Genomic DNA, 21,160 nt, shown 5'->3' on the forward strand with positions numbered 1-21,160 from the left:
CGCAACGGGCCCGGCAATGCCGGGCCCGAAGGTCATCAAATTCCGTCCGCCAGCCGGGAGCCGCAAGGGGAGGGAGCTAGCGGTTTCCCGTGGTGGCTGGCGGACGGGAAGCGGTCAGGCGGCGGGCGCCTGCGGGGCCACCGGCTTCGGCGCCTTCGGCAGGCGGCGCTTGCTGGCGGACTTGGCGGTCTTGGCAGGCTTGCGGGCGGCCTTGGCCGGGCCGGACTTGCGCGCCGGCTTGGCGGCCTTCTTGGCGGCGGGCTTGCGGCCGGCCGGCTTGGTCGCCTTCTTGGCGGCCTTCTTCGCCGCCGGCTTGCGGGCGGCCGGGGCCTTGCCGGCACCGGACTTGGCGGCCGGGCGGGAGAGCTTGCGCAGCTCGCCGTTGAGCTCATGCACGCGCTGGTTCAGCTCGGCCAGGTCTTCGCGGCTGGGCACGCCCAGGCGATTGAGGGCGCGCTGCACGCGGTCCTCGAACACCTTCTCGAGGCGGTCCCAGGTGTCCACGGCACGTTCGCGCACCACGCCGACGCGGTCCTCGACGGCGTCGCGCACGGCATCAACGCTGCCCGTGGCCAGCTTGCGGGTGTTCTGCTCGATGCTCATGCCCTCGTGGACCAGGGCCTCGAACAGCTTCGAGCCTTCGCCCTGGGCGCGGTGGAAGGCGCCCATGCCGGCCATCCAGATCTGCTGGGCGGAACCGACGATCGAACGGGAAACCTGCTCGGCGCGGGCCTGCAGGTCGGCGGCGGAAGCGGCGGACGGCTTGCGCTTGGGCGAGGCCTTGGCGCGGGCGTTCTTCTTGAGCTTGGCCATGCTGCGTTACTCCATCTGTTCGGTTTGGGCACGAGTGCCGAGAGGCCCCAATCTGGGCCTGTTGTCTAGAGTTTTCACACCATTGGGCGGGCGCCGTGCAGGGGCGCCGGCCCAAGCGTTCAGCGTCGGCGGGTGCCAGCCCTGCGCTTGCCATTCGGCCCACGCCCGGGCTGGCGTTCGCGCACGACCAGATCGACGTCGTCCAGGGCCCGGCGCAGGCGCGCGGTCGTTTCGGTGGGACGCGGCGGCGGCGCCAGGCCGTCCATGATCGACACGCCGGGGTCGTCGATGATTTCAGCACGCAGCTTCAGGCCGTGGCGGGCCAGGACCGGCGCCAGCTCGGCGCGGCGGTGGCGCAGGTCGTTGATGGTCGAACGGAAGGCGTGTTCGCAGACGCGCTGGCGCGACGAATAGCTGAAGACGTTGGTGAAGAACATCTCGCCGTCGTCCTCGTTGGGCTCGAACACGACCTGGTCCACGTCCGGGTAACGTTCGGCGTATTTTTCCAGGCCCACGCGCATGCGCGACTGCAGCAGGGTGCGGAAGGTCTGCGACAGCACCACGGGCAGGCCGCCCTCGCTGATCATGTTCATGCCTTCGGGTGGCCGGCCGGCGGTCTTGGCGTTGAAGGGCACGAAGGGATTGACGCCCAGCATCAGGTCGATGCCGTGGTCGAGCACGGTGGAGGCATGCATCGTCCGGCGCAGCGCGCCATCGACGAAATGATGGCCGCGGATGTCCACCGGCGGGTACAGGCCGGGCAGGGCCGAACTGGCCTGCACGGCGCGCGAAATGCTGACGTCGTCCCAGCCGGGGCCGCCGAAGCGCACGGCCTCGCCGCTGTCGAGGTCCACCGCGACCACGTAGAGCTTGGCCGCCAGTTCCCGGAAGTCGTTGCTCCGGCCGCGCATGGTGAAGACCTTGCGCAGGAAGGTTTCGATGCCGCGGTTGTCGAACAGCCCGGTGGGGATGGCGCCGCCGAAGCGGCCGACCAGCTCGCTCAAGTGCGATCCGGTGGGGTCGGTCAGCAGGTCCTTCCACCAGTCGAAGGCCAGGCGGGGCACGGCGGAAGCCCGGCGCACGTATTCCATGAAGGCCGGGCGCAGGAACATCTGCGGGTGGAATTTCACCTGGTCGCTGTCGCCGCTGATGAAGATGCGGCACATTTCGGCGGTGTCCAGCCGGTTGGCCAGGCCGGCGGCCAGGAAGGCGCCGGAGCTGACGCCGACGTAAACCTCCAGCCGGGTCAGGTCGAGGCCTTCGATGGCGACGTCCAGCGCGCGCAGGGCGCCCAGCTCGTACATGCCGCCGATCGGCCCGCCACCGGCGATGGCCAGGCCGATGCGGCCCTGGCGGGTGGATTGGCGCTTCCGGGCTGGCTGCAGAACGAGCATGCTATGGAATCATTCCCTGATGGCGCGGCGATTGTAGCCGCATCACGACCCTGCCCAGTGTGAACCGCTTCCATTTCCCGGCCCATAGCCGCCGCCGGGGCACGTTCCGATGAGCCAGGCCCTGCTGCGCCAGCGCCTGGCGAAACGGCTGGCCTGGCAACAGGCCGTCAACGACCCCGGCCGCGACCCGCGCAACCGGCTGCCACAGCTGCAGGCCCTGCAGGCCTGGCAGGCGCGGCGCCTGTCCGAGAGCTTCACCGACTTCAAGGACAACGCCCGGATGCGCCCGGCGGCGGAATTTTTCCTGACCGACCTCTATGGCGAACGGGACTTCTCGGGGCGCGACCGCGACGTCGCCAAGGTGATGCCGCTGATGTCGCGCCTGCTGCCGGACAGCCTGCTGGTGGCCGCGGCCGACGCGATCGGCCTGGCCGTGCTCAGCCATGCCTTCGACCTGCGCATGGCCGAACACCTGGCGGGCCGGCGGCGGCCAGCGGCCCCGATCACGCAGGCCGACTACGGCCAGGCCTACCGCGCCGTGGGCTGTCCACGGCTCCGGCGCCGGCAGATCGAGCTGATCCTGGGCGTGGGCTGGACCCTGGACGGGGCGGTGAAAAAACACGGCGTCTACAAGATCCTGCGGGCTTCGCGTTTCCCGGCACGGGCCGCCGGGCTGTCGGAGTTGCAGGGTTTCCTCGAACGCGGATTCGGCGCTTTCGACGCCCTTGGCGGCGCCGGTGATTTCCTCGAGGCCATCGGGCACCGGGAGCGCGAAGCCTCGCGCCGGCTTTTCGCCGGCCACCCCGACCCCTTCGGCGACCCGGGGCCTAACCGAACTCGCGGTCGAGGTACTGGTGGATCTCGCGCTCGATCGGGCCCTTGATCGCGCCCAGCAGGAATCCAAGCTTGGCCGTGACGTGCACGTCCTTGGCCGAAACCGCGATGTGCCCGTCGACGCCGCCGCGCGTGAAAGCCAGGGTATTGCCCTCCCAGCCGTATTCGATGTCGAACTTTTCGGCCAGGTGTTCGGCGACCCGTTCGATCGCGGCCCGGGCTTCCTTGAGCGGGCGGGAATGCTTGCGTTGGATGTCGATATGGGACATGGATTTCTCCTGGACGGCCTATTGTGCTCGGCTTCGACGTATCCACCAAGCAGGCCGGACGCGATGGCCATGTTAGATTCGCGGCCGGAGGAGGCCGGATGCAACTGACGTTCCCCAATGGCGAACACCCCAGCGTGCCCCTGCAGGGCGAAGTGGCCGTGGGTACGCGCCCGGGGCTGCGCGTAAGCCTGCCCGGCAGCGACCTGGCCGCCCACCACGCCAGCTTCGTCAGCGATCGCCGCGGCCTGTGGCTGCGCGTGCCCAACGGGGCGCCGGGGGTCCACCTCAATGCCCGCCCGGTCTTCCGCCTGGCCCAGCTGCGTCCTGGCGACCTGGTCTGCCTGGACAAGCTGCGCCTGGTGGTGAAGGCCGACGAACAGCCCGCCATCGAACAACGCGTGCCCTCCGCGGCGCCGCCCGGCCTGGGCGATGCCCAGCGTGTGGCCGCATCCCGCGTCGTGCTGCGCGGCCTGAGCGGCGCGCATTTCGGCCGCTGCCACACACTGACCGAACCCCGCGTGCTTGGCCGGTCGGCTGCGGCCGACATCCGCCTGGACGATCCGGCGGTGGCCGAACGCCACGCCGTGGTGGAGCTGCACGGCGACCGGGTCATCCTGCGTGCGCTGGCGCCTGGCAAGGACGCCACCTGGGTCAACGGCGTGCCCGTGGCCGACGCGGTGTTGTCGCCGGGCGACCAGATCGTGATCGAGCAGCATCGTTTCGTGCTCGAGGCCCCGGGTCTGCCGCTGCGCGGCCAGGAAGGCCTGGGCAGGTCGGCGGCGATGCCGCACACCCAGACCATGCGGGCCGTGGACGTGCCGGTGGCCCGGGACCCGCTGCCGCCGGACCCGGCCGAACCCGGTGCGCCGCGGCAGCGCGACCCCAACAGCCTTTGGTGGCTGATTGCCGCGGCCACCATCCTGGCGGCTGCGCTGACGATGCTGCTGGTCTACGCGCCCTGAGCCTGGCGGCCCCGCCAGCGCCAGTACCCGCGCAGTCCCAGCAACACGGCCAGGATGGCCGCGTAGACCAGGGGCTCGCGCAGGTCGGCCTTCACCAGCCACAGGTAGTGCGCCACCGCCAACGCGCCGGCGCCGTAGACCAGCCGGTGCAGTTGGCCCCAGCGCCGGCCCAGCCGGCGCATCCAGCCCCGCGTTGAGGTCACGGCCAGGGGCAGCAGGCAGAGCCACGCGGCGAAGCCGAGCATGATGTAGGGCCGCTTGAGCAGGTCGTCGAAGACCTGGGTCCAGTACCCGCCCAGGTCCAGCACGAGCCAGGTCGCCAGGTGCAGGCAGGCGTAGAAGAAGGCATACAGGCCGACCAGTCGCCGGAAGCGGATCGGCCACGCCTGCCCGATGAGCCGGCGCAGGGGCGTCAGCGCCAGGCCCAGCAACAGCAGGCGCAGGGCCCAGGTGCCGGTGGCGTGGGTGATTTCGGCCACCGGGTCGGCGCCCAGGCTGTCGTTGACCACGCCGCGCACCAGCAGGGCCAGGGGCAGCAGCGCCAGCGCATGGGCCAGGGCCTTGAACCCGACCCAGCGCCAGTCGATCCCACGCTTGCCTAGAACCACTTGCGCAGGTCCATGCCTTGGTAAAGCGAGGCCACCTGCTCGCCGTAGCCATTGAAGGGCAGGGTGGCGATGCGGTTGGCGAACACCCGGTTACCGTCGCCGGAAATGCGGCGTTCGCTGGCCTGGCTCCAGCGCGGATGGTCGACGTCGGGGTTTACGTTCGAATAGAAGCCGTATTCGTTGGGCTGCGACTGGTTCCAGCTGGTCACCGGCATCTGCTCGGTGAAGTGGATACGCACGATCGACTTGATGCTCTTGAAACCGTACTTCCAGGGCACGATCAGGCGCAGCGGGGCGCCGTTCTGGTTGGGCAGGTCCTTGCCGTACAGGCCGGTGGCCAGCAGGGTCAGCGGGTTCATCGCCTCGTCCATGCGCAGGCCCTCGCGATACGGCCAGTCCAGCGCCGGATAGCGGATGCCGGGCATCTGGTCGGGTTCGGCCAGGGTGGTGAAGCCCACGTAGCGGGCCCGCGAGGTGGGCTTGAAACGCGCGATCACGTCGGCCAGCGGCACGCCCTGCCAGGGCAGCACCATCGACCAGCCTTCGACGCAGCGCAGCCGGTAGATGCGCTCCTGCACCGTATGCGGGCGCAGCAGGTCCTCGAGGGCGAAGGTGCCGGTGGTCTCGGCCTCGCCGCTGACCACCACCGTCCAGGGCGCCGGCTGCAGGCTGTGGGCGTTGCGCGCCGGATCGGCCTTGCCGGTGCCGAATTCGTAGAAGTTGTTGTACGTGGTGGCGTCCTGCCAGGTCGTCAGGGTTTCGCTGGTGCGAAAACCGTCGGCCGAATCGGTGGCGGCCGGGGCCGCGGCCGGCGCGGCGTCCTCGGCGCCGGCACAACCGGCGAGGGCCAGCAGCGGGCTGGCCAGGCCCAGGCCCATCAACTGGCGCCGGGCGCGGTAAACCGGCTCGGGGGTGATTTCGGAGGAAGGGGGGCGGGGGTAGCGCGGGCGGCTCATCAGGCGTCTCCGTTGTCCACGTTCGGGTGGACCAGGTGGATATACTCCCCCAGAGGTCGCTACCGGGGGGAAGGATGCGCCTGGTCGAAGCGTTTGATTCATCTACCAGTGTGGTTGCGGTGATGCGCGCCAGCGACGGGGTGTTCCTTGGCGTCAATCCCGCGTTCGAGCGTAGCACCGGCTACCGTCGCGACGAGGTGATAGGCAAGATTCCCAACGAGATCGGCCTGTGGCCCGACCCGGCCTTCCGTGCCCGCATCTGGAGCGTGCTGCGCACCGAGCACCGCGCCGTCAGCCTCGCCGCCGACGTGCGTTGCGCCGACGGTCGCATCCTCCCGGCACAGCTGAGCTGCGAATTCGCCGAGGACCCGCAGGAAGGCACCGTCGTCTTTTGCCTGCTGCACCTCGCCGGCGAGGCGCGCCGTGACGAAGACGCCGCCGGCGAAGCCGCGTCGGGCATGCCCGCGGGTTTCTACCGGGCGCTCTACCTGGCGGCGGCCGAGGGCATCTATCGCAGCCTGCCAGACGGCGGTTTCCTGGACGTCAATCCGGCGATGGCCCGGATCCTGGGTTTCGAATCGCCGGCCCAGATGCTGCTTGAATGTGCGCGGGACGCGGCCAGCCTCTACGTGGACGCGGACCAGGCCGAACGCAGCCATGCCCGCCTGAAGGCCGGCGAGCGGCTGGACAAGGTGCGGGCGCGGGTCCGGCGCCGCGACGGCAGCATCATCTGGGTCAGCGAGAACGCCCGCGCCATCTATGACGAACAGGGCAAGGTGCTGTTCTACGAGGGCTCGCTGGTCGACATCACGGCCCAGGTCGAGGCCGAACAGGCCCTGCAGCAGTCACGCACGCTCTACCAGGTGCTGGTGGAAAACAGCCGCGACGGTGTCTTCCTGATCCAGCGCGGCATGGTCGCCTTCGCCAACCGGGCGCTGGCCGACATCCTGGGCTACCCGGTCGAGGAGCTGACCGGCATGGAGTACATGCGCCTGGTCGACCCGGCCGACCTCGAGGCGCAGATGGCCCGCCGTGCCGCGCGTGAGGCCGGTTCCTCCGAACCCCAGGTCTACGAGATCCGCCTGCGCCGGCGCGATGGCCGGGTGATCCTTTGCGAAGTGCGCGCCGACGCCGTCGACTACGAGGGCGACATCGCCTCGACCGGCACCCTGCGCGACGTCACCGAGGAACGGGCCCGGCAGCGCGCCGTGGCCGATGCTGAACTGCGTTACCGGGAATTGTTCGAGAATTCGCCCGCCGGCCTGTTCCGGACGGGGCTCGACGGCCGGATCATGGAGGCCAACCCGATGCTGGCCCGGATCATGGGCTACGAAAGCGTCGCCGAGCTGCGTGCCTCGACCACCAACATGCAGTCGGTCTATGTCGATCCGGGCGAGTGCCAGGCGATGGTGGCGCAGGCGCTGCGCGACGGCGCGTTCGAACATTACGAAACCCGGTTCCGTTGTCGCGACGGCAGCACCAAGTGGGTCAGTACCAGCGTCCGCGTGGTTTCCGACGACACCGGCCAGCCGCTGCACCTCACCGGTTCGGTGCTGGACATCAACGAACGCCAGGAAGCCCGCCTGGCCCTGGCGCGGTCGGAAGGCAAATACCGCACCCTGGTCGAACACAGCCAGGTGGGTGTGTTCGTCATGGACGGCGGCCAGTACGCCTACGTCAACGGCGCCTTCGCCAGGATGCTGGGCTATCGCGAGACCGAGCTGGTGGGTCGCCGCTACCAGGACATCATGGTGCCCGAGGCGGTCGTGCAGTCCGAGCGCCGCGACGCCGACCGGCTGGCCGGCCGCGCGGTCAGCCCCGATTTCGAGAGCTGCCTGCTGCACCGGGACGGCCAGCGGGTGTACGTGCGGGTCAGCATCGGCCCCGTACAGCTCGACGGCGTCGAGCACCTCATGGGCACCGTGCTCGACATCACCCGCCAGCGCGAGGCCGAGGACCGCCTGCGGTTCCACGCCACCCACGACCCGCTGACCGGCCTGCCCAACCGCATGCTGTTCAACCAGAAGCTGGCCGCCTCGATGCTCGGCGCCAGCCACGCTGGCGGAACGCCCTACGCGGTGCTGTTCCTCGACCTGGACGGGTTCAAATGGGTCAACGACAGCCTGGGCCACGGCGCCGGCGACCGCCTGCTGGTGCAGATCGCCCGGCGGCTCGAGGACAGCCTGCTCGCGGACGTGCTTATCGCCCGCTACGGCGGCGACGAGTTCACCCTGCTGCCCGACGGCCCCTGCGACGGCGATCGCGCCCGGCAGATCGCCCGCACCGTCATCGGGCTGTTCGAGCAGCCCTTCGACATAGGCGGGCAGCAGGTGTTTTCCTCGGCCAGCATCGGCATCGTGCTGGGGCGGCGCGACTATGAGTCGCCCGACCAGGTGCTGCGCGACGCCGATACCGCCATGTACCGGGCCAAATCGGCCGGCAAGTCCGGTTTCATCGTTTTCGACGAAGGCATGCACCAGGAGGCCCTGAACCGCCTGCAGCTGGAAACCGATTTCCGCCTGGCCTTCGAGCGCGCCGAGTTCCGCGTGCACTACCAGCCCATCGTCGAACTGCAGGGTGGCCGCCTGGTCGGCGCCGAAGCGCTGGTGCGCTGGCAGCATCCGCGCCGCGGCCTGCTGGCGCCGGCCGAATTCCTTCCGCTGGCCGAGGAAACCGGCCTGATCATGGACCTCGATGCCTGGGTGCTCCGGCAGGCCTGCGCGCAGCTGGCGCACTGGCGGGCGGCGCGACCGGAGCTCGGCCTGTCCATGAACGTGAACGTGGACGAGCGCCAGATGGTCTCGCCCGGCATCGTCGACGAGGTGCTTTCGCTGCTGCGCAAGCACCAGCTGCCGCCGGCCTGCCTGCGCCTGGAGGTCACCGAAACCGCCTTCCGCAGCGGCCGCGGCCAGGCCGAGCAGCGGCTGCTGGCGCTCAAGGCGCTGGGCGTGGGCCTGGTGGTCGATGACTTCGGTACCGGGTATTCGTCGCTTGAATCCTTTGCCTCGTCGCCGTTCGACGCGCTGAAGATGGACCAGGTGTTCATCCGCGACATCCAGAGCAACCCGCGGCACCGCGCGATCGTGCGCACGATCAACAGTTTCGCCACGGAACTGGGCCTGGCCCTGACCGCCGAGGGCATCGAAACCACCGAGCAGCGCGACGCCCTGCGCGACATCGGCTGCCAGTTCGGCCAGGGTTTCCTGTTCGCCCGGGCGCTGCCGCCCGAGCAGTTCGAGCAAATGCTCTCGGGAATCGAGGGCATGGTCGGCTGACCGCCTTCCGGGGCTTCGCGGCCCCGTGATAACTTGCCACTGCACGTTTTCCGAGGACATCCATGACACGCGCCTACAACTTCAGCGCCGGCCCCGCCGCGTTGCCCGAACCGGTCTTGCTGCAGGTCCGGGAGGAACTGCTGGAATGGCAGGGCGAACGCGCCTCGGTCATGGAAGTCAGCCACCGCGGCAAGGCCTTCGTCGAGTGCGCCGCCCGGGCCGAGGCCGACCTGCGCGAACTGATGGCCATCCCGGACGATTACCACGTGCTGTTCCTGCAGGGCGGCGCGACCACGCTGTCGGCGCTGCTGGCCCTGAACCTGGCGCGCCCGGACCAGGTGGCCGACGTCGTGCTGACCGGCCACTGGGGCGAAAAGGCCCTGGACAACATGGCGCCCTCGCTGAAGGCGAACGTGGCGGCCAGCGGCAAGGACCAGGGTTACACCGGCATCCCGGGGCGTGACGGCTGGCGGCTGACGCCCGGTGCGGCCTTCGTGCACTACACGCCCAATGAAACCATCCACGGCGTCGAATTCCACGACATTCCCGACACGGGCGGCGTCCCGCTGGTGGCGGATGTCAGCTCGAACGTATTGTCCCGGCCGATCGACGTATCGCGCTTCGGCGTGCTCTATGGCGGCGCCCAGAAGAACCTCGGCCCCTCGGGCCTGGCCATCGCCATCATCCGCAAGGACCTGCTGGGCCAGCACGGCCGCGCGCTGCCGCCGATCTTCGAACTGCAGAACCAGGCCCGCAACGATTCGATGTTCAACACGCCGCCCACCTTTGCCTGGTACGTGCTGGGCCTGGTGCTCGAGTGGCTCAAGGCCCAGGGCGGGGCGGTCGCGATGGGCGAACGCAACCGGCGCAAGGCGGAGAACCTTTACGCCGCCATCGACGGCTCCGGCGGTTTCTACCGCAACGAGGTCCAGCCGGCCGCGCGCTCGTGGATGAACGTGCCGTTTTTCCTTCCCGACGACGCCCGCGAGAAGGCCTTCCTGGCCGAAGCCGAGGCGGCCGGCCTGGTCGGCCTGAAGGGGCACCGCGCCCTGGGCGGCATGCGTGCGTCCATCTACAACGCCATGCCCGAGGTGGGCGTGCAGGCGCTGGTGGACTTCATGGGCGACTTCGCCCGGCGCCACGGTTGAAATGGCCGTGCGCAAAGGCAGCGCCGGCAAGTCCACGCCGGCCGCCCCCGACCTGGCGCAGGTGCGTGAACGCATTGATGGCATCGACCGCCAGATCCAGGAGCTGATCGCCGAGCGCGCGCGCTGGGCGCACCAGGTCGGCCGGGCCAAGGGACCGCTGCAAGCCGCGATCGACTACTACCGCCCGGAGCGCGAAGCCCAGGTGCTGCGCCGGGTGCTCGACCGCAATGAAGGGCCGCTCAACGACGAGGTCCTGCTGCGGCTGTTCCGCGAAATCATGTCGGCCTGCCTGGCCCAGCAGGAGCCGCTGAAGGTCGGCTTCCTCGGCCCCGAGGGCACGTTCTCGCAGCAGGCGCTGCACAAGCACTTCGGCCATTCGGCCAAGGGCCTGCCGCTGGCGAGCATCGAGGAGGTGTTCCAGGAAGTCGAGGCCGGCCACGCCGATTTCGGCATCGTGCCGGTGGAAAACTCGGGGCAGGGCACGATCCAGTCCACCCTGGACATGTTCCTTACCTCGCCGCTCAAGATCTGCGGCGAAGTCGAGCTGGCCGTGCACCAGTTCCTGATGTCGCGAACGGGCCGCATCGAGGACATCGAGCGCGTTTATTCGCACCCGCTGTCGCTGGCCCAGGCCAAGGCCTGGTTGCGCCAGCACCTGCCGAAGGCCGAAAAGATCCCGGCCTCGAGCAATGCCGAGGCGGCGCGCCGGGCGCGCAATGCCGATGATTCGGCGGCCATCGCCGGCGAGAACGCCGGCCACGTTTACGGGCTCAAGACCATCGCCGGCCCCATCGAGGACCGCCCCGACAACACCACGCGTTTCCTGGTGCTGGGCCGCGAACTGCTGCCGCCCTGCGGCCACGACCGCACCTCGCTGATGGTGTTCGTCCGCGACCAGCCGGGCGCGCTCTATAACGTGCTCAGCCCCTTTGCCCGCCACGGTGTCAGCATGAACCGCATCGAGTCGCGGCCTGCCCACACGGGCCGGTGGCAGTACGCGTTTTTCATCGACGTCGACGGCCATGCCCAGGATGGGCCCGTGTCGGCAGCCCTGGCCGAACTCGGCGAGTTCGCCGCCGACATCCGCATCCTCGGGGCCTATCCCGTGGCCCTGCTCTGAGCATGGACGAGGCGGCCTTCTCCGCGCTGGCCCAGCCGGGCCTTCAGCGCCTTCGGGCCTACGACCCGGGCCTTGACCTGGTCGCGCTGCGCCGCTCCCATCCGGGCCTGGTGGAGCTTGGCTCGAACGAAAACTGCTACGGCCCCAGCGCCGCCGCCCGCGCCGCGGCTGTTGCCGCCATCGATTCGGCCTACCTTTACCCCGACCCTGCGGGTGGTGCGCTCCGGCGCGCGCTGGCGGCCTTCCACGGCGTCGCTCCGTCCCAGCTGATGCTGGGCAACGGCTCGCACGAACTGCTGATGATGCTGGGCCAGGCCTTTGCCGGGCCGGGGCTCGAGGTCGTCGCCTCCCAGTTCGGCTTCGCCGTGTATGCGCTGGCCGCCCAGTCCGCCGGCGCTACCCTGGTGCAGGCGCCGGCCCTGCCGGAGGGGCAGGCGATGGCGCGTGGGCACGACCTGTCCGCGCTGGCCGCGGCGGTCGGGCCGCGCACGCGGCTGGTCTACCTGGCCAACCCCAACAACCCGACCGGCACCTGGTTTGCTGCCGGTGACTTCAAGGCCTTCCTGGCCGCGCTGCCGCCGACGGTGCTGGTGGTCGTGGACGAGGCCTACTTCGAATACGTCACCGAGCCGGGCATCGGCTCGGCGCTGGCGCTGCTGCCGCACCATCCGAACCTGGTCGTGACCCGCACCTTCTCCAAGGCCCACGGCCTGGCCGGGCTGCGCCTGGGTTACCTGGTGGCCGCACCGGGCCTGGTGGCGGTGCTGGAGCGGCTGCGGGAATCGTTCAACGTCAACGGCCCGGCGCTGGCAGCGGGCGAGGCGGCCCTGGCCGACACCGCCCACGTCGAGTCCGTACGCCAGGCCAACGCCACCGAGCGCCAGGCCCTGGCCGACGCCCTGCTGGCCCGCGAACTCGGCGTGTCGCCGTCCCAGACCAATTTCCTGCTGGTGGACTTTGGCCGTGATGCCGCGCCGGTCGAGCAGGGCCTGGTGGCCCGGGGCGTGGTGCCGCGGCCGATGGGGGGTTACGGGCTGCCGACCTGCCTGCGTGTCACCGTCGGCACCCGCGACCAGAACCGCCGCTTCCTGCAGGCGCTGGACGAGGTGCGGGCATGAATCCGCCCCGGCTGGACTGGCGGGCCGGCCCGGGCACCGCCTTGCACGGCGACCTGCAGGTGCCTGGCGACAAATCGGTGTCGCACCGGGCGGTGATGCTGGGCGCCCTGGCCGAGGGCAGCAGCGAGATCGAGGGCTTCCTGGAAGGCGAAGACACGCGCGCCACCGCGGCCATCTTTGCTCGGCTCGGCGTGCGCATCGACGCGCCATCGGCCAGCCGGCGCGTGGTGCACGGCGTCGGCCTGCATGGGCTGCAGGCCGCCACCGCGCCGCTGGACTGCGGCAACGCCGGCACCGGCATGCGCCTGCTGGCCGGTTTGCTGGCGGGCCAGGCGTTCGACAGCGTGCTGGTCGGTGACGCCTCGCTCTCGCGCCGGCCGATGGGTCGGGTCATCACGCCCCTGCGCGCCATGGGCGCGAATATCGAGGCCGGCGAGGGCGGGCTGCCACCACTTAGAATCCACGCAAGCAATAGCTTGCAAGGTATTGATTTTAAATCTCCTGTAGCCAGTGCGCAGGTCAAGTCAGCGGTTTTGCTCGCGGGCTTGTACGCCCGGGGTTGCACCCGGGTCGTGGAACCGCATCCGACCCGCGATTACACCGAGCGGATGCTGGCGGCCTTTGGCTGGCCGCTGCGGTTTTCCCCCGGCGAAGCCAGCCTCGAGGGCGGGCACCGGCTGCGTGCTACCGCGGTGGTCGTGCCGGCCGACTTTTCCTCGGCGGCGTTTTTCCTGGTCGCTGCCTCGGTGGTGCCCGGCTCCGACCTGCGTCTGCGCCAGGTCGGCATGAACCTGCGACGGACCGGCCTGCTCGAGGCCCTGCGGGCCATGGGCGCCGACATCGTCGTCGAGGCCGCCGGCGAACAGGGCGGCGAGCCGGTGGCCGACCTGCGGGTGCGCCATGCCCGCCTGCGGGGTATCGACGTGCCGGAGGCCCTGGTGCCGGACATGATCGACGAGTTCCCGGCGCTGTTCGTGGCCGCCGCCCTGGCCGAGGGCCAAACCCGGGTCTCGGGCGCCGCCGAGCTGCGGGTGAAGGAGTCCGACCGCCTCGCCGCCATGGCCGGTGCCCTGCAGGCCCTGGGTGCTGACATCCTCGAAACCCCCGACGGCGCCGTCATCCAGGGCGGTCGGCTGCGGGGCGGCGAAGTGGACAGCCACGGCGACCATCGCATTGCCATGGCCCTGGCCGTGGCTGCCCAGCGGGCCGACGGCGAGGTCCGGATACGCGACTGCGCCAACGTCGCCACGTCCTTCCCGGGCTTCGAGGCGCTGGCCCGCGGGGTAGGGTTGGGCCTGCAGGCGGATGCCCCGGTCGGCTAGAATCCCGGCCATGCCACGCATCCCCGTACTGACCATCGATGGGCCCTCCGGCTCCGGCAAGGGCACCATCAGCCGGGCCGTGGCCGATCGCCTGGGTTGGCACTACCTCGACTCCGGCGCGATCTACCGGGCCGTGGGCCTGGCCGCCGCCTGGGAGAACGTCGACCTGAGCGACTCCGAAGCCGTGGCCCAGTGCGCCGCCCGCACCGAGATCCGCTTCGAAACCGCGGATTCGGGCGAATTGCACGTGATCGTGAACGGCAAGGACGCCACCCGCCAGCTGCGCATGGAAACCGCCGGCGCGGCGGCTTCCGCGATCGCCGCCCACCCCCCGGTCCGGGCGGCCCTGGTGGAGCTCCAGCACCGCTTCCGGCGCCTGCCGGGCCTGGTTGCCGACGGCCGGGACATGGGCACCGTCATCTTCCCGGACGCCGCCTACAAGGTCTTCCTGACCGCCAGCGCCGGGGAGCGGGCCAAAAGGCGCCATAAGCAGTTGAAGGAAAAAGGGGTTTCGGTTAATCTTGACAGTCTGCTGCACGAAATCGCCGCTCGTGACGAGCGCGATGCCGGGCGTGCGGTGGCGCCCCTGAAACCCGCGGACGACGCGGTGGTCGTGGACTCCACCGGCACACCCATCACCGAGGTGATCGAGCGCGTGCTGTCGGTGCTGCCGGAAAAACTCCGCCAGCCGCGACAGGCCTGATCTCCCCGGCGCATCCGTTCCCCCGGGCGCGGTTTCCCAAAGCAGAACAGTTCCCGTGCCCGATGGCGCGGGGTAAACCCACGCGCACCAAGCGCCAACAGGTGGGTCGCGGCGGAGCCGCCGACCCGTATGTCCAACCGAGTATCCAACAATGACTGAATCTTTCGCTGAACTGTTCGAGCAGAGCCAGAGCGCCCTCTCCAAGCTCAAGCCGGGTGCCATCGTCTCCGGCACCGTGGTCGAGATCCGCAACGACGTGGTCGTCATCAATGCCGGCCTCAAGTCCGAGGGCATCATCCCGATCGAGCAGTTCCGTAACGAAGAAGGCGAACTCGAGGTTTCCGTCGGCGAGACCGTAAAGGTCGCCCTCGAGTACCTCGAGAACGGCTTCGGCGAGACCGTGCTGTCGCGCGAGAAAGCCAAGCGCGCCATGGTGTGGGACGAACTCGAGGCTTCCATGGAAGCCGGCGAAATCGTCACCGGCCGTATTTCCGGCAAGGTCAAGGGCGGTTTCACCGTCGACATCCGCGACGTTCGTGCGTTCCTGCCGGGTTCCCTGGTGGACGTGCGCCCCGTGCGCGACCCGGGTTACCTGGAAGGCAAGGAACTCGAGTTCAAGATCATCAAGCTTGACCGCAAGCGCAACAACGTCGTGGTCTCCCGCCGTGCGGTGGTCGAGTCCGAGTCGAGCGTCGAGCGCGAGCAGCTGATGGAGCGCCTGCAGGAAGGTGCCGTCATCAAGGGTGTCGTCAAGAACCTCACCGATTACGGCGCGTTCGTGGACCTGGGCGGCATCGACGGTCTGCTGCACATCACCGACATGGCCTGGAAGCGCGTTCGCCACCCGTCCGAAGTCGTCAACGTCGGCGACGAGCTGGACGTGCGCGTGCTGAAGTTCGACCGCGAGCGCAACCGCGTCTCGCTGGGCCTCAAGCAGCTGGGCGACGATCCCTGGGACAACATCGCCCGTCGTTACCCGACCAGCGCCCGCCTGTTCGGCAAGGTCTCGAACGTCACCGATTACGGCGCGTTCGTCGAGATCGAGCCGGGCGTGGAAGGCCTGGTGCACGTGTCCGAGATGGACTGGACCAACAAGAACGTCAACCCGTCCAAGGTCGTCCAGCTGGGCGACGAACTGGAAGTGATGGTGCTCGACGTCGACGGCGAACGCCGCCGCATCTCGCTGGGCATCAAGCAGTGCACCCCGAACCCGTGGGAGGCCTTCTCGGCCCTGCACAAGAAGGGTGACAAGGTCTCCGGCCAGATCAAGTCGATCACCGACTTCGGCATCTTCATCGGCCTGGACGGCGGTATCGACGGCCTGGTGCACCTGTCCGACATCTCCTGGAACACCACCGGCGAAGACGTCGTGCGCAACTTCAAGAAGGGCGACAACCTCGAAGCCGTCGTTCTGGCCGTGGACCCCGAGCGCGAGCGCATCTCGCTGGGCGTCAAACAGCTCGAGCAGGATCCGGTGGGCCAGTACATGGCCGGTACCCAGAAGGGCACCATCGTCAACGGCGTCGTCAAGGAAGTTGATGCCCGCGGCGCGACCATCGAGCTCGAGGGCGGCGTCGAGGGTTACCTGCGCGCCAACGACATCGCCAAGGAACGCGTCGAAGACGCCACCACCTACCTCAAGGTCGGTGATGCCGTCGAAGCCAAGTTCATGGGCATGGACCGCAAGGGCCGCACCATGCAGCTGTCGATCCGCGCCAAGGACGAGGCCGAGCTGGCCGACAGCCTGGCCGAGGTCAACAAGGCTTCCGACGCGGCCGCCGGCACCACCAAGCTCGGTGCGCTGCTGCGCGAACAGCTGAGCAAGGGCGAGTAACAGGCCCCATTGTTGTACCGGCGCGTGGCCCGGGTTTCCCGGGCCACGCCGCCACCCAAGTAGAACGAGGGATCGCCCGGAGATGACCAAGTCCGAATTGATCGAGGTGCTGTCGCGGCGCCAGGCGCATCTCAAGGCCGACGACGTGGACCTGGCCGTCAAGACCCTGCTCGAGATGATGAGCAGCGCGCTGACCCAGGGTGAACGCATTGAAATCCGCGGTTTTGGCAGCTTCTCGCTGCATTTCCGCCCGCCGCGCCTGGGTCGCAACCCCAAGACCGGCGAGTCCGTGGCCCTGCCCGGAAAGTACGTCCCGCACTTCAAGCCGGGCAAGGAACTCCGCGACCGGGTCAACGCGCGCAACGCGCCCGACGCACCCGTCGCTGTCGCACCGAACGCCGAAGGCTGAGCCCACCGGCTCCGATCGGCTAAGCTTGCCGACGACTGGTACCGGGAATCCCGCGCATGCGACTGATCAAGGCCCTGCTCGCGCTGCTGTTCGTCGTTTTCGGCGTGCTTTTTGGCGCGCTCAACCGTGATCCGGTGAGCATCGACCTGGGCATCTGGCAGGTCCAGACCCTGTCCCTGGGCACCAGCCTGCTGCTGGCCGTGCTGGCCGGCGCGATCCTAGCCGGCTTCGTGCTCACGGCATCGGTCATCTGGCCGCTGCGCCATCGCATGCGCCGCGACAAACCCGCGGCTCCCTCCGTGGCCCCTGGCCCGGAAGGCCATGACTGAACTCGCCTGGCTGTTCCTGCTGCTGCCGGTGGCGGCGGGTGGCGGTTGGCTGGCGGGTCGCCGCGGTGGCGAACGCCGCGGTGGCGACCGCGTCTCGCGCCTGTCCAACACCTACTTCCGCGGCCTGAACTACCTGCTCAACGAACAGCAGGACAAGGCCATCGAGGTATTCCTGCAGATCGCCGCCGTGGACAAGGACACGGTCGAGACCCAGTTCGCGCTGGGCCACCTGTTCCGCCGGCGTGGCGAGGTCGACCGCGCCATCCGCCTGCACCAGAGCCTGGTGGCCCGCCCCGGCCTCAGCGACGAACAGAAGACCCGCGCCGTCCTGGCGCTGGGCGAGGACTACATGCGCGCCGGCCTGCTCGATCGCGCCGAGACCCTGTTCACCGATCTCGTGCGCATGGGCGTGCTGGCGCCGCAGGCGCTGCGGCACCTGATTTCGGTCTACCAGGCCGAGCGCGACTGGGCCAAGGCGATCGAACACGCCCGGAAGCTCGAAGACGCCGGCGGCGAGCCCATGGGCAAGCTGATCGCGCAGTTCCACTGCGAACTGGCCGAAATGGCGCGCCTGGGTGGCGACCTTGCCAGCGCGCGCGTGCACGTGGCCGAGGCGTATGCGGCGGACAGCCATTCGGTTCGCGCCGGCCTGGTCGAAGCCCGGCTGGAACTCGTCCAGGGCAACGATGCCGCGGCCATCCGCGCCTTCGAACGCGTGGCCCGCCACGACATCGAGTTCCTGCCGGAGATCCTCGAACCGCTGCTGGCCTGCTACGAACGCCGGGGTGAATCGGCGCGCGCCCGTGGTTTCCTGCTTGAAATGATCGAACACTACCCGGGCGTTTCGCCGGTGCTGGCCCTGAGTCGCATGTACGAACGCGAGGAAGGCAAGGGCGCCGCGCTGGAGTTCCTGTCCGGGCAGCTGCGCCAGCGGCCCTCCGTGCGCGGCGAGGCCGCCTACATCGAGCTCAGCCTGCGCGATGCCGACTCCGACCCGGCCGTTGCCCTGAAGACGCTCAAGCAGATCACCGATCAGCTGGTGGTGCGCACGCCCGGCTACCGCTGCCAGCGCTGCGGCTTCGGTGCCCGCGCCCATCACTGGCAATGCCCGGGCTGCAAGAGCTGGGGCAGCATCAAGCCCGTGCACGGCGCGGTAAGCGAGTGATGTCCATGCCGCCGCTTTGGCTGCTGGCGATACTGTCGCTGGCCGGAGGGTCCGGGCTGGCGCTGGGCTGGCGTGCGTGGGCGCTGCGCCGGGGCGTGGTGGATGCCCCGGACGAACGGCGCCTGCATGCCGCGCCCACCCCGCGCGGTGGCGGCATCGGCATCGCGGTCGTGCTGCTGGCCGCTTCGCCCTGGCTGGGGCAGGGCAGTGCCTGGTTCGCGGCTGGCCTGGTGCTGTGCGCCGGGGCCGGCCTGGTGGACGACCTGCGACCCCTGCCGGCACTGGCCAAGGGCCTGCTGCAGGCCCTCGGCGCGGCCTGCCTGGCGGTCGCCTTCCCCCTGCTGCCTGAAGTCTGGGGCCCGGTGCTGGGTCATGTGCTGGCCTGGGGCGTGGTGCTGGTCCTGGTGAACTTCTGGAATTTCATGGATGGCAGCAATGGCCTGGCGGCCAGTCAGGCCATTTTCGTCGCGCCGGGACTGGCCTTGCTGGCGCCCACGGTGGCTCCGGCGGCCTGGCTGGCGGTGGCGCTGGCAGCCGCCTGCCTGGGCTTCCTGCCGCTCAATTTCCCGCGTGCGCGCCTGTTCCTGGGCGACGTCGGCAGCCATGCCCTGGGTTACGCGATCGCGGCGCTGCTGCTGCTCGTGGCCGGGACGCCGGGAACGTCCACCTGGTTGCTGCTGCTGCCGGTGTCGGCGATGGTGCTCGACGCCAGCCTGACCCTGCTTTCGCGCGCCCGGCGCCGGCAGGTGCTGTGGCGCGCACATCGTGAACACCTCTATCAGCGCGCCGTCGCCCATGGCTGGAGCCATGCCGGCATCTGCGCGCTCTATGCCGCCTGGACCCTGGCGGCGATCGGCCTGGCCCTCTACCTGCTGCGCCAGGCGCCGCCCTGGCCCGTCCTGGGCAGCGTGGTGGCCCTTGGTTTTGGCATCATTGCCCATTCGCTCCTTGGGCGCGCCTGGCCCCTGCCGGCCGCGACCGGGCATTCCCCCCACGGAAGTACCGCCGGATGACCCGCCCCACCCGAAGTTTCACCCGATTGTTGCCGCGGCTGCTGATCGTCCTCCACGACCTGGCGATGATCGTGTTCGTCTGGGTGGCGCTGCGTTGGCTGGCATCCAAGGCGGGTGCGCCACCGGCCCCGTCGCTGGGCACCGAACTGATGGTGGCCGTGGTGGTCCAGGGCGTGGTGCTGCGGCTGGTCGGCCTCTACCAGGGGCTCTGGCGTTTCGCCAGCGTGCCCGACCTGGCCAACCTCGTGCGTGGCGCACTGGTGGGCGTGCTGGTGATCGTCGCCATCCTGTTCCTGATCGGCCTGCTGCCGGACGTGCCCCGGCGCGTACTGTTCCCGTATCCCGTCGCGCTGGTGGTGATGCTGGGGCTGCCCAGGGTCCTTTACCGCCAGTGGAAGGACCATCGCCTGCGCAGCACCCATGCCGACGCCAAGCGCGTGCTGGTGCTGGGCGCCGGCCGGACCGCCGAGAACCTGCTCCGGGAGCTGGCCAGCGATGGCCGCTACGCGCCGGTGGGCCTGCTCGACGACAACCCGGCATTGAAGGGCGCCAAAGTGCGCGGGGTGCCGGTGCTGGGTTCGATCGGTGACCTGCCGTATATCGCCCAGGAAACCGCGCCCAACCTTCTGGTGATCGCCATGCCGTCGGCGAGCGCCAGCGAGATGCAGCGCGTGGTCGAGCTGTGCGACCACACCGGCCTGCCGTTCCGTGCGGCACCGCGCCTGACCGACGTGCTTGCCGGCCGGCCACAGCGGCTTGAGCTGTCCGAAGTGCGCATCGAGGATCTGCTTGGCCGGCCCCCGGTGGAATTCGATCCGTCGCAGGGACTGGCCTCGGTGGCCGGCAAGCGCGTGCTGGTGACCGGTGCCGGCGGCTCGATCGGCTCGGAGCTGGCCCGCCAGTGTGCCGCCGCGGGGGCCGCCGAACTGATCGTGCTCGAACGCGCCGAGCTGCCGATGTGCGAGATCACCGAGGAGCTCGAGCGGCGATTCCCGGAGGTGCCCGTGGTGGCGCTGCTGGCCGACTGCGGCGACCCCGTGGCCTGCGCCATCGCCCTGGCGGGCGAGGTCGACTATGTCTTCCATGCCGCCGCGTGCAAGCAGGTGCCGCTGCTCGAGACGCAGGTGCGCGAAGCGCTGCGCAACAACGTCATCGTTTCATCCGTGCTGGCCCGGGCCTGCCGCGAGGCTGGCGTCGGGAATTTCGTGTTCATCTCCACCGACAAGGCGATATGCCCGGTGAACGTGCTCGGCGCCAGCAAACGTTTCGCCGAGCTGGCCTGCCAGGCGGAGCTCGACGGCAGCGCGGTGCGCTTGTCTGTGGTGCGCTTTGGCAACGTGCTCGATTCGGCCGGCAGCGTGGTGCCGCTGTTTCGCCAGCAGATCGCCGCGGGCGGGCCGGTGACGGTCACCCATCCCGAGGTGACGCGGTACTTCATGACGATTCCCGAGGCATGCCAGCTGATCCTGCATTCGGTCAGCCTGGCGAGCGAAAATGGCGCGGTTTATGCGCTGGACATGGGGCGCCCGGTGGCGATCCGCGAGCTCGCCGAACAGATGATCCGCCTGAGCGGCAAGCGTCCGGGCATCGACATCGCGGTGAGTTACACTGGCCTGCGCCCGGGCGAAAAGCTGCACGAAATCCTGTTCCACCCGGAGGAGCGCTACCAGCGCACCTGCCACCCCCTCATCCTCCAGGCCAAGCCACGCGACATCGGCGTCAGCCACCTGCGCGAACTGCTGGCGCGCCTGGACGCACTGCTCGCCGACCCGGTTGCCAACGGGGCGCTGACCGAGGTGCTCCGCGAGGCCGTGCCGGAATACCGGCCGGAAGCCCGCAAGGGCGACGACCCGTACCCGGCGGACCTGAAACCCGACTGACGAGAACC

General features: G+C 69.5%; 18 protein-coding genes and 1 pseudogene. 14 read left to right on the forward strand and 5 right to left on the reverse strand.

Features of this window, described 5'->3' with window-relative positions; genetic code table 11:
* Window positions 1-114: 114 nt before the first annotated feature.
* Window positions 115-813 (reverse strand): phasin family protein, encoded by a 699-nt coding sequence (locus ACYVJH_RS02925; protein ID WP_460453156.1) that lies wholly within the window; start codon window positions 811-813, stop codon window positions 115-117.
* A gap of 119 nt (window positions 814-932) precedes the next feature.
* Window positions 933-2,207, reverse strand: coding sequence for a patatin-like phospholipase family protein (locus ACYVJH_RS02930; protein ID WP_460453157.1), 1,275 nt, complete (start codon window positions 2,205-2,207; stop codon window positions 933-935).
* A gap of 109 nt (window positions 2,208-2,316) precedes the next feature.
* Here ACYVJH_RS02930 and ACYVJH_RS02935 point away from each other — a divergent pair, with 109 nt between their 5' ends.
* Window positions 2,317-3,090, forward strand: a complete 774-nt coding sequence (locus tag ACYVJH_RS02935) for an FFLEELY motif protein (protein ID WP_460453158.1) — start codon at window positions 2,317-2,319, stop codon at window positions 3,088-3,090.
* Here the strand turns inward: ACYVJH_RS02935 and ACYVJH_RS02940 are convergent.
* Window positions 3,035-3,310: a polyhydroxyalkanoic acid system family protein gene (locus ACYVJH_RS02940; RefSeq protein WP_460453159.1), complete on the reverse strand. Its 276-nt coding sequence runs from the start codon at window positions 3,308-3,310 to the stop codon at window positions 3,035-3,037. The two genes, ACYVJH_RS02935 and ACYVJH_RS02940, sit on opposite strands and share 56 nt — an antisense overlap.
* A 98-nt stretch (window positions 3,311-3,408) precedes the next feature.
* Between ACYVJH_RS02940 and ACYVJH_RS02945 the strand changes: the two genes are divergently transcribed.
* A complete protein-coding gene (locus ACYVJH_RS02945; protein ID WP_460453160.1) occupies window positions 3,409-4,272 on the forward strand; it encodes an FHA domain-containing protein in 864 nt (287 codons plus the stop codon).
* Here ACYVJH_RS02945 and ACYVJH_RS02950 read toward each other — a convergent pair.
* Together ACYVJH_RS02950 and msrP are read right to left on the reverse strand one after the other, a co-directional pair.
* Window positions 4,217-4,859 (reverse strand): annotated as a pseudogene (locus ACYVJH_RS02950) (protein-methionine-sulfoxide reductase heme-binding subunit MsrQ); the annotation flags it as partial. The gene ACYVJH_RS02945 and the pseudogene ACYVJH_RS02950 sit on opposite strands and share 56 nt — an antisense overlap.
* 11 nt (window positions 4,860-4,870) lie before the next feature.
* The gene (msrP, locus tag ACYVJH_RS02955; protein ID WP_460453161.1) at window positions 4,871-5,836 is read right to left on the reverse strand and encodes a protein-methionine-sulfoxide reductase catalytic subunit MsrP; all 966 of its coding nucleotides are present in this window, start codon (window positions 5,834-5,836) and stop codon (window positions 4,871-4,873) included.
* Between the two features lie 74 nt (window positions 5,837-5,910).
* Between msrP and ACYVJH_RS02960 the strand changes: the two genes are divergently transcribed.
* The 12 genes from ACYVJH_RS02960 (at window position 5,911) to ACYVJH_RS03015 (ending at window position 21,152) form a co-directional block, all read left to right on the forward strand.
* Entirely contained in the window at window positions 5,911-9,111 is a 3,201-nt protein-coding gene (locus ACYVJH_RS02960; RefSeq protein WP_460453162.1) for a PAS domain S-box protein, read from the forward strand.
* A gap of 62 nt (window positions 9,112-9,173) precedes the next feature.
* Entirely contained in the window at window positions 9,174-10,259 is a 1,086-nt protein-coding gene (gene serC, locus ACYVJH_RS02965) for a 3-phosphoserine/phosphohydroxythreonine transaminase (RefSeq protein ID WP_460453163.1), read from the forward strand.
* A 1-nt stretch (window position 10,260) separates the two neighbouring features.
* Complete coding sequence (gene pheA / locus ACYVJH_RS02970) at window positions 10,261-11,379, forward strand: prephenate dehydratase (RefSeq protein WP_460453164.1); 1,119 nt, start codon at window positions 10,261-10,263, stop codon at window positions 11,377-11,379.
* Between the two features lie 2 nt (window positions 11,380-11,381).
* On the forward strand, window positions 11,382-12,497 hold the full coding sequence (gene hisC, locus ACYVJH_RS02975) for a histidinol-phosphate transaminase (RefSeq protein WP_460453165.1): 1,116 nt from the start codon (window positions 11,382-11,384) through the stop codon (window positions 12,495-12,497).
* Window positions 12,494-13,819 carry a 3-phosphoshikimate 1-carboxyvinyltransferase gene (gene aroA, locus ACYVJH_RS02980; protein ID WP_460453166.1) on the forward strand — a complete coding sequence of 442 codons (1,326 nt, stop codon included), beginning with the start codon at window positions 12,494-12,496 and terminating at the stop codon, window positions 13,817-13,819. The genes hisC and aroA overlap by 4 nt, the downstream gene beginning before the upstream one ends.
* Window positions 13,820-13,829: 10 nt before the next feature.
* Window positions 13,830-14,522 (forward strand): (d)CMP kinase, encoded by a 693-nt coding sequence (gene cmk, locus ACYVJH_RS02985; RefSeq protein WP_460453167.1) that lies wholly within the window; start codon window positions 13,830-13,832, stop codon window positions 14,520-14,522.
* A 151-nt stretch (window positions 14,523-14,673) separates the two neighbouring features.
* The gene (rpsA, locus tag ACYVJH_RS02990; protein WP_460453168.1) at window positions 14,674-16,356 is read left to right on the forward strand and encodes a 30S ribosomal protein S1; all 1,683 of its coding nucleotides are present in this window, start codon (window positions 14,674-14,676) and stop codon (window positions 16,354-16,356) included.
* A gap of 82 nt (window positions 16,357-16,438) precedes the next feature.
* Window positions 16,439-16,765 (forward strand): integration host factor subunit beta, encoded by a 327-nt coding sequence (locus tag ACYVJH_RS02995; RefSeq protein WP_460453169.1) that lies wholly within the window; start codon window positions 16,439-16,441, stop codon window positions 16,763-16,765.
* A gap of 56 nt (window positions 16,766-16,821) precedes the next feature.
* On the forward strand, window positions 16,822-17,094 hold the full coding sequence (locus ACYVJH_RS03000; protein ID WP_460453170.1) for a lipopolysaccharide assembly protein LapA domain-containing protein: 273 nt from the start codon (window positions 16,822-16,824) through the stop codon (window positions 17,092-17,094).
* Window positions 17,087-18,259: a lipopolysaccharide assembly protein LapB gene (gene lapB / locus ACYVJH_RS03005; RefSeq protein WP_460453171.1), complete on the forward strand. Its 1,173-nt coding sequence runs from the start codon at window positions 17,087-17,089 to the stop codon at window positions 18,257-18,259. The genes ACYVJH_RS03000 and lapB overlap by 8 nt, the downstream gene beginning before the upstream one ends.
* Entirely contained in the window at window positions 18,259-19,272 is a 1,014-nt protein-coding gene (locus tag ACYVJH_RS03010; RefSeq protein WP_460453172.1) for an MraY family glycosyltransferase, read from the forward strand. Before lapB ends, ACYVJH_RS03010 begins: the two co-directional genes overlap by 1 nt.
* Window positions 19,269-21,152 carry a polysaccharide biosynthesis protein gene (locus ACYVJH_RS03015; protein ID WP_460453173.1) on the forward strand — a complete coding sequence of 628 codons (1,884 nt, stop codon included), beginning with the start codon at window positions 19,269-19,271 and terminating at the stop codon, window positions 21,150-21,152. The genes ACYVJH_RS03010 and ACYVJH_RS03015 overlap by 4 nt, the downstream gene beginning before the upstream one ends.
* Window positions 21,153-21,160: the final 8 nt, after the last annotated feature.

It is taken from the genome of Arenimonas aestuarii (assembly GCF_054781715.1).